Below are 8390 nucleotides of genomic sequence, written 5' to 3' on the forward strand. Positions count from 1 at the left end.
GGCCGATGCGCGCGGTGGGGCGGGCGCTGGTTCCGGCCGCGGCCATGGCCTACCACCGGGTGCGGCGGTGGGGGCGCGGGCTGCCACGCACGGCGGTGGTAGTGGGCGGGGTGGGCCTGCTGGGCATGGGCATGTGGGGCATAAGCCGCCTGGGCGGAGGCGAGCCCGTGCCGTACCAGGAAAACGGCAAATGGGGGCTGGCCGACGCCAGTGGCAAACCCGTGGTGCCGGCCAAGTATTCGTCCATTAGCCCGCTGCAGCAGGAGCGGGCCGTGGTGGAAGCAAACGGCGCATATGGCCTGATAGATGCCGATGGCAAGGAGGTGGTGCCCCTTGCCTACGATGCGCTGAACCCGTACAAAGAGCAGTACGCCCGGGTGCGCGTGGGCGACGCCTACACCTTTCTGGATAGCGAAGGGGAGGAGTTTGCTGACTACTACTTCAATGCCCTGGACTTTTCGGAGGGCCTCGCCGCCGTGCTCGACAACCGCGGGTGGCACTACATCAGCGGCCCCGAGCCGGAAGACCCGGCCCGGCCGCCCGTGCTGTTTAAGGAGGCGTACTCCTTCCACGACGGCCTGGCCCGGGTGCGCCTCGCCGATGGGTTTACGTTCGTTACCAAAGCCTACCTGAAGGACCCCAGCGCCGACACCAAGCCCTTCGGCCGCTATGAAGTCGCCACCGACTTCGAAAACGGCAAAGCGCGGGTAACCCAACAGGGCCGCAGCTTTATCATCGATACCGATGCGGACGCGGTAGAGTAGCAATCCGTTGGTAGTGGTTCATAATAAGCTGGCGCGCGTCTGCGACGCGCTGCCAACTGGCGCCGAGCCTGTGGCTCGCCGGTGAACGACCCGCGGTAGCATCGTAAAACCGCCTAACTGAGCCCGAAGCTCGAAACCAGGCGTCAGTTCCGCACCAGTCAATTACTGAGGCTAGGATTGGGGGCTTCGTACCACACGCACCGCGTGCTGCCCTCCCGGAACTCATTGCACTGGCGCAGCCCAGTTTTCTCCAGAATGCGGCGCGAACCCGTGTTTTCCACGTCGGCGTAGGCGCAAAGGCGTGCCAGGCCCAGCGTTTCGAAGGCGTGGTCACGCCAAGCTTGCGCAGCCTCGTAGCCGTAGCCCTGCCGCCAGAACGGTGGCCGGAACCGATAGGCGAGGTCGTAGAAATCCTGTTGTCCGTTGATGGGGCCAGCCACCAGCTTCAGGCCGGCCCACCCCATAAATTCTCCTGTTTCGCGCAGGAGCACGGCCCAGCGTCCAATGCCATTGGCCGTGTACTGGGCCTGAATAAAGCGAATAACCGCCAGGCTCTGGGCAAGGTTGGTGGCCCGCGGCCCGCCCATGCCGCCCAGGTAGCGGCGCACCGCCGGGTCAGCGTCGAGGGCCAGCATGCCGGCCGCATCGGCATCAGCAAAAGGCCGGAAGTGCAGGCGGGCGGTATCAAAAGGCTGCATGAGTGAAGGTGCCTGGCCAGTGAATTTAGGCGCAGCAATTGCAGCGGAAACCGGGCTGCGGCAAGTTACTGCCCGTTGAGAAAGGCAAAGCAGGCCGGGTGGCGCGCGCCTGCCGGCCTACTCGTTCCGCGCCTACTCCTTTGGTTTCCTTAAACCGCCCTCCAGCCAATCCGAAACCTAGCTGCGCACGGGCCGTTGAGTAAGGCCGGGCAATGCGGGCAGCATGGTGCGCGCCATAAGGTTTGGGGCCAGCCCACATCGGCCACGGAAGAAACCACAGCTGCTGGTGTTCGGCCTCCTGCGCCCCAGCCAGCGTAATATACCGGCGGTGGCATTCCCCATGAGCCAGGAAGGGCATAATGGGCTGCGCCCTACGTGGGCCCGGTTGCTGCTTTTCAATACCTTTTCCTTTTGAATGCCATGAAGAAAGCATTTTACCTCGGTCTCCTTGCGTTGGCAACGGCCTGCTCCTCCAACCCCGAGCAGCAATCTCAGGCCACCACTGCCGCGCCGGCCAAAACCGCTACCCCGCCCCGCGAGCTGCCCGCCGTGCTGCAACAAGCCCTGACGGCCCACGGGGGACTGGCCGCCTGGCAGCAGTTCGCGGCCCTGGAATTTCAGCTAAAAACCTCGTTGGGAACGCCGCGCAATGAAAAACAGCTCATTGACCTGCGCAACCGGCAGGTGCGCATTGAGGCGGCAAACTACCAGGTGGGCATGGACGGCCAGCGGGTGTGGGTGAGCCCATCGAAGGCGGCCTTTGGCCAAATGCCCGCCCGATTCTACCACAACCTGTTTTTCTACTTCTTCGCCATCCCGTTTGTGCTGGCCGACGATGGCACGGTGTACGAGGACCTGGGCACCCGCACCGTGGCGGGCAAAGCCTACCGCGCGCTGAAAGTAAGCTACGAAAGCGGCCGCGGCGACGCTTCGGGCGACCAATACATCGCCCATTTCAACCCCAAAACCCACCGTCTGGAGCTACTGCTTTACACGGTTACGTACTTCGAACCGGGCAAAGCGGCCCCCTTCAACGCCCTGCTCTATTCCGATTGGCAGGAAGTGGACGGGCTGCTGCTGCCGCAGAAAATGGAAGGACGCCAATTTGCCGACGATAAAATTGGCGCCCTGAAGTACACGGCCGAATTCAGTAACGTGCGCCTCAGCCGCGCCCAACCCGACGCCAGCCGGTTTGCCATGCCCCAAGGCGCCGTAGTAGATTCGGTGGCCAAGCCGATGGGAAAGTGAGTGCCTGCGCGGTAACATAGCGTTTGGCGCTGTTGTAGGCCCCGCACAGGAGCAGCAGGCCCGCTCCGGCCGCCGGCCGCCTTACCTTAGCCTTATGACGCCGAAACCAGCCACGTCCTCCTATGCCGCCGTTTTCATCGACTTTGAAAACGTGTACTACTTCCTCAAAAACCACTTTCAGGACCCGCCCGAGCTCAACGACTACGTGCTCGATATCATCCGCAAACTGCGGGAGGAGCTCAGTGCCAAGGGCCTCGATTCGCTCATCAGCTACGCTTACGCCGACTTTGAGCGCCTGGCCACCGCCCCGCAGGGCGCCCTCTACCTGATGGGCGTGAGCACCCGCAACGTGCTGGGGACCGACCACAAAAATGCCGCCGACATGCAGCTCTGCATCGACGCGCTGGAGGTGATGTACACCCGCCCTGACATCGGCACGTTTGTGCTGGTGGCCGGCGACCGCGACTACATTCCCGTGCTGCAGCACCTGCGGCGGCAGGCCCGGCAGGTGCTGGTGGCCGGCTTCCGCGAGTCCGTGTCCGGCGACTTGCTGCAGAACATCGGGGCCGAGCAGTTCATCGACGCCCGCGACCTGATGGCACCCGAGCGCATCGCGCAGCTCGAAAAGCGCCGCACCGACCGCCTGCGCTCCCAAGAAGAAAACAGCCGCCTGCGCGAGCAGGCCGGAACCGCGAGTGCTGCCCAACGGGCCAGTGCCCCCGCGGCCGATGCTGACCCGGCTGCCAAAAGCCCCGCGGCCGGCGCCGAGCAACCAGGCGGCGCCCCACGGCCGGGCAGCCCGGCTGGTGCGCGGCCCAGCCGCCTGCCCGAGGAAGTGGCTGATTTTATGCCCAGCCGCCGCCTGACCGGCGATACCGAGCAACGCACGCTGGCTTTCATGCTGGGCGAGTTTCAGAATCTGGAAGCCAAACAGCAGCGCCGAGTGCGGGAGCTGTGGCTGGGGCCATTCATGCGCCTGCTGGCCGATGAGCTGACCGAATTGTCCGACTACGAGCGCCGCGACCAGCTCAACAAGCTGCGCGATGACGGCGCCATCCGCATCGAAAAGCGCGAGGGTGAGCCGCACCCGTTTTCGGTGATTGTGGTGAACTACAACCACCCCAACGTGCAGGAACTGCAGCCGGCAGAGGAGTAGCGCCCGCGTAGCCGCGCCGTTTCGCTGAGACGAACCTTTGTGGTTTCATCGGCATTAATCCTAAAAACCTACCACTTAGCTAACCATTGTGAATGAATAAGTTTTCTTTTTCCACCCGCAAAACGCTGTTTGCCAGTACCTGCTTTGCGCTCAGTTTAGCCAGCCCCATGTTGCCTACTTCCAGCTTCGCCCAAACGGCTCCCGTTACCGCTTCGGCGGCTTCCAATCCGCTGCTGGCGGATTGGGCTGGCCCCTACGGCGGCGTGCCGGCTTTTGATAAGGTGAAAGTGGAGCATTTCAAGCCGGCGTTGGAGGCGGCCATGGCCGAAAACCTGCGCGAAATCGACGTCATCGCCAACAACAAGCAGCCCGCCACCTTCGACAATACCATTGCCGCGCTGGAGCGGGCCGGCCAGCGGCTGGATGAAGTGCAGACCGTGTACGGCATCTGGGCGGGCACGCTGAGCAGCCCCGAGGTGCAGGCCATTCAGCGTGAAATGGCACCCCGCCTTTCGGCTTTCTCAGACCAGATTTATCAGAACGAGCCGCTGTTCCGGCGCATTGAGGCCGTGTATACCGGCCCCGATAAAAAGAAGCTCACGCCCGAGCAGCAGCGCCTGGCCTGGGTGCACTACAACAACTTCGTGCGCTCCGGTGCCAAGCTCGATGCCGCGGCCAAAACCCGGTTATCGGCAATCAACCAGGAGCTGGCCGGCCTGTTCACGCGCTTTTCGCAAAACGTGCTGGCCGATGAAACGGACTCGGTGCTCGTGCTGAAAACCCCCACGGACCTCAATGGCCTGCCCGCTTCGCTGCGCGAAGACGCCGCCAACACGGCCACCGCCCGCAAGGTGGCCGCCTCCGGCGTTATTACCAACACCCGCTCGTCCATCGAGCCGTTCCTGACCTATTCGGACCAGCGCAAGCTGCGCGAGAAGGCGTGGCGCATGTTCTACAACCGCGGCGACAACGGCGGCGCGCACGACAACAACGCCCTGATTACCGACATTCTGCAGCTGCGCGCCGAGCGGGCCAAGCTGCTGGGCTACAAAACGCACGCCCACTGGCGCCTCGACAACACCATGGCCAAAACGCCCGAAGCCGCCATGCAGCTCATGGAGCAGGTGTGGACGCCCGCCGTGGCCCGTGCAAAAGAGGAAGTGGCTGACATGCAGGCCCTGGCCCGCAAAGAAGGCGCCGGCGCCACCTTCAAAATAGAGCCCTGGGACTACCGCTACTACGCCGAAAAGGTGCGCAAGGCCCGCTACGACCTCGACCAAAACGAGGTGAAGCAGTACCTGCAGCTCGACAAAATGCGCGAGGGCATGTTTTGGGTGGCCGGCGAGCTGTTCAACTTCAACTTCACGCCCGTGGCCAATGTGCCCGTGTACCACCCCGATGTGAAGGTGTGGGAAATAAAAGATAAGACCACCGGCCAGCACGTGGGCCTGTGGTACTTCGACCCCTACGCCCGCCAGGGCAAGCGCTCCGGCGCTTGGATGAATGCCTACCGCAACCAGCAGCGCATGGACGGCCAGCCCGTGACGACCATCGTGTCCAACAATTCCAACTTTGTGAAAGGCAAAGAAGGCACGCCCACGCTCATCTCCTGGACTGATGCCACCACGCTGTTCCACGAGTTTGGCCACGCCCTGCACGGGCTGTCTTCTAACGTCACATACCCGTCGCTCTCGGGCACCAGCGTGGTGCGCGACTACGTGGAGTTTCCCTCGCAGCTGCTCGAAAACTGGCTGCCCACGCCCGAAGTGCTGCAACGCTTTGCTCTGCACTACCAAACCGGCAAGCCCATTCCGCAGGCCCTGGTTGACCGCATCGAAAAGGCCGCTACCTTCAACCAGGGGTTTGAAACCACGGAATTCCTCGGCAGCGCCCTCATCGACATGAAGCTGCACCTGGCTGGCAGCCAGAAAATTGACGCTGATAAATTTGAGCGCGAAACCCTGGCCCAGATGGGCATGCCCCGCGAAATTGTGATGCGCCACCGCACGCCGCAGTTCTCGCACGTTTTCTCCTCTGATGGCTACTCGGCGGGCTACTACAGCTACCTGTGGTCGGTGGTGCTGGCGGCCGATGCCTTCAGTGCCTTCACCGAAGCCGGCGGCCCTACGACAAAGCCGTGGGCCAGCGCCTGACCAAGAACGTTTTTTCGGTGGGCAACACCGTGGACCCAGCCGTGGGCTACCGCACCTTCCGCGGCCGCGACCCCAAGATTGACGCCCTGATGAAGGAGCGGGGCTTCCCGATGACGCCTAAAAAGACGACCGCTGCCCCCGCCAAAAAAGCAACTGATAAGAAACGATAGCCGCCACACGCTTCGGTCCTGCCTTCTCCAACGGTAGGGCCGGAGCATAGGGCAAAACCGGGGGGCAACACACGGCGCTGGCCGCGGTATTTCCTGTTCTTAAAGGAAGTGGCGGAAATGGGCAGCGATGTTGCCCATCTCTGCCACTGAGTATAGGGATTGGGCTGCAGGCGTTTATTGTTAAAAGACAAAATATTGTGCGGTTGATAGTTAACAAGTGAGGGGCAGCCGGGTTGGTGTTTCACTACTCCACATTTCTGACCTATCCATAGCCATGAATAGCAACCAATCGCAAAGCAGCCAGGGCACCAGCCAGCTCGACACCACCCTCAACGCCCTGCAGGGCGGCCTGGCCAGCGCGGCCGGGGCCGCTGGCCCCACCATTTCCGGCTGGATTAAAACCCTGCAGGGCAACGCTCAATTTTCGGGCATCAGCGCGGAGCTGCAAAACCTGCACGACACCCTGAGAAGCGGCGCCAGCGACACCAGTGCCTTGGCCCAAAGCCTGAGTACCCTGGGCGAGCACACCACCAAAGCCGCCGATGCGGCCACGCCCGATGCCCAGGCCAAGCTCCGCGAGCTGGGTCAGGCGCTCAGTTCGGCCGCTGGCCAGCTGCGCGGCTAGTTGCACCGCACCGCGCACGAAAGCCGCTGGCCCATGGGTCGGCGGCTTTTTTTATGGGGCGTGCGCCGGGGCCCTTGTGGGTGCCAGCCCAACCTTTCGCGCTGGCCGGCAGTAAAACCCAGTATCATTCCACTCCACATTTTTTGCCATGTCCAAATTCAATCCGACCTCTGCAGGGCAGTCCATCGACGATGCCATCCTGGCCATTCAGGGCGACCTGACCGCGCCGTCCGCCACCAGCCAACTCGATAGCTGGATGCAACTGCTTGACGGCGGCGGTGCCGGCGCCCAGGGCGAGATGCTGCTGGAGTTAAATAACCTCAAGCAATACATCAGCCGAAACGACTTGGCCAACATTACCCACTCGCTGCAAGCCCTGGGCCAGCTCACCACCAAAGCCGCCAGCGAGGTAGACGTGGACGAAGAAATCAGCCGCAAGCTGCGCCTCCTAGGCGAAGCTCTGAACGCGGCCAGCACTACCTTGGTCGAGCCGGGCAGCTGATGGAATTCTGCGGAATGGGCGCGCCCGAGAATTGGCTTTTTGCCTGTCCGGCTGCGTATCTTCGTGCCCGCAAGCGCTGGGCCAACTGCCTGGCCTGTTTGATTTCTCAACTCCCTCCATTTCGCTCATGAGCTTTATTTCCGAAGTAGAATCCAGCATCCAGTCCCTGTTCGCCGCCATTAACAACGGTTTTCAGATGGACCCCGCCGCTGGCTATGGCCAGATTGATAACTGGATACAGCACCTGCGTTCCACCAACGAGCCCGCGCTGCGCCCCGTGGTGGCAGAGCTGGAAACCCTTCGCGGTCACATCGATAGTAACAACGCCGCCGGCATGGCCGTGGCGTTCCAGAACCTCGGCGAGATGACGGCCCAATCGGCGCTGTCGGTTCACAATTTCAGCGGCAACGGCGACAAAGCCCGCGAAATCAGCCAAAAGCTGATTGCTGCCGCCGGCAACCTGCGCCACGTAGCCCGCATGCCCGCCGCCCACTAATCCGAGCCGGGTTTTTTTTGAAAGGTTCTGGCAGGGGGCCGCGATATTCGCGACCCCCTGCCAGAACCTTTTTTGTTGCCTGCACGGCTATCTGGGGTAGGGCAAGGGTAAGTACTCGTACAGAAATAAGCGTACTGAATAGAGAACGTCATGATATGGAACGTCATGCTGAGCTTGTTGATGCATCTCTACCGCGTAAGTAATCAAATAGTATTGCGGTAGAGATGCTTCGGCAAGCTCAGCATGACTTTCTGCCAGCCTACATCGCCTTATACTCGTTCCAGCTCTTAATCTTCAAGTCCTTCATCTCCAGCGTGCAGAAGGCTTTGATGAAGGCCTTGGCCAGCCGCGCATTGGTCAGCAAGCCCACCCCGGAGTCCACGGCCGTGCGGCGGATTTGGTAGTCGTTGTCCAGCTCGCCCTTCGAGAGGTTCTTGGGAATGTTGATGACCAGGTCGATTTTCTTCTCCTTCAGGTAGGTCAGCACGTTGGGCTCCTGCGCGTCGCTGGGCCAGTAGAGCAGGGAGCTGGGCACGTTGTTTTCGGCGAAGAAGCGGTGCGTGCCCTGGGTGGCGTAA

At 62.0% G+C, this 8390-nt stretch carries 10 protein-coding genes; 8 read left to right on the forward strand and 2 right to left on the reverse strand.

The annotated features are described in order from the left end of the window. On the forward strand, positions 1–764 hold a 764-nt coding region (locus BEN48_RS14630), incomplete at its 5' end, for a WG repeat-containing protein (protein WP_141764587.1). A 158-nt stretch (positions 765–922) separates the two neighbouring features. On the opposite strand, the gene BEN48_RS14635 is transcribed toward BEN48_RS14630, so the two are convergent. Beyond that, positions 923–1462, reverse strand: coding sequence for a GNAT family N-acetyltransferase (locus BEN48_RS14635; protein WP_070735648.1), 540 nt, complete (start codon positions 1460–1462; stop codon positions 923–925). A gap of 420 nt (positions 1463–1882) precedes the next feature. Here BEN48_RS14635 and BEN48_RS14640 point away from each other — a divergent pair, with 420 nt between their 5' ends. From BEN48_RS14640 to BEN48_RS14665, 7 genes are all read left to right on the forward strand, one after another. Continuing rightward, on the forward strand, positions 1883–2710 hold the full coding sequence (locus BEN48_RS14640; protein WP_070735649.1) for a DUF6503 family protein: 828 nt from the start codon (positions 1883–1885) through the stop codon (positions 2708–2710). 94 nt (positions 2711–2804) lie between these two features. Beyond that, on the forward strand, positions 2805–3866 hold the full coding sequence (locus tag BEN48_RS14645; protein WP_070735650.1) for an NYN domain-containing protein: 1062 nt from the start codon (positions 2805–2807) through the stop codon (positions 3864–3866). Positions 3867–3958: 92 nt separating this feature from the next. Further along, positions 3959–6019 carry a M3 family metallopeptidase gene (locus tag BEN48_RS14650; protein WP_206599866.1) on the forward strand — a complete coding sequence of 687 codons (2061 nt, stop codon included), beginning with the start codon at positions 3959–3961 and terminating at the stop codon, positions 6017–6019. Next, positions 6004–6189 (forward strand): hypothetical protein, encoded by a 186-nt coding sequence (locus tag BEN48_RS19455; RefSeq protein WP_206599867.1) that lies wholly within the window; start codon positions 6004–6006, stop codon positions 6187–6189. The genes BEN48_RS14650 and BEN48_RS19455 overlap by 16 nt, the downstream gene beginning before the upstream one ends. Before the next feature lie 274 nt (positions 6190–6463). Then, positions 6464–6814: a hypothetical protein gene (locus BEN48_RS14655; RefSeq protein ID WP_070735651.1), complete on the forward strand. Its 351-nt coding sequence runs from the start codon at positions 6464–6466 to the stop codon at positions 6812–6814. Between the two features lie 148 nt (positions 6815–6962). After that, a complete protein-coding gene (locus BEN48_RS14660; RefSeq protein ID WP_070735652.1) occupies positions 6963–7316 on the forward strand; it encodes a hypothetical protein in 354 nt (117 codons plus the stop codon). A gap of 127 nt (positions 7317–7443) precedes the next feature. Next, on the forward strand, positions 7444–7812 hold the full coding sequence (locus BEN48_RS14665; RefSeq protein ID WP_070735653.1) for a hypothetical protein: 369 nt from the start codon (positions 7444–7446) through the stop codon (positions 7810–7812). Between the two features lie 259 nt (positions 7813–8071). Here the strand turns inward: BEN48_RS14665 and BEN48_RS14670 are convergent. Continuing rightward, a partial coding sequence (locus tag BEN48_RS14670; RefSeq protein WP_141764586.1) for a hypothetical protein occupies positions 8072–8390 on the reverse strand: 319 nt, incomplete at its 5' end.

The sequence above is a fragment of the Hymenobacter glacialis genome, from assembly GCF_001816165.1.
In the GTDB taxonomy this organism is placed as follows: Bacteria; Bacteroidota; Bacteroidia; order Cytophagales; family Hymenobacteraceae; genus Hymenobacter; species Hymenobacter glacialis.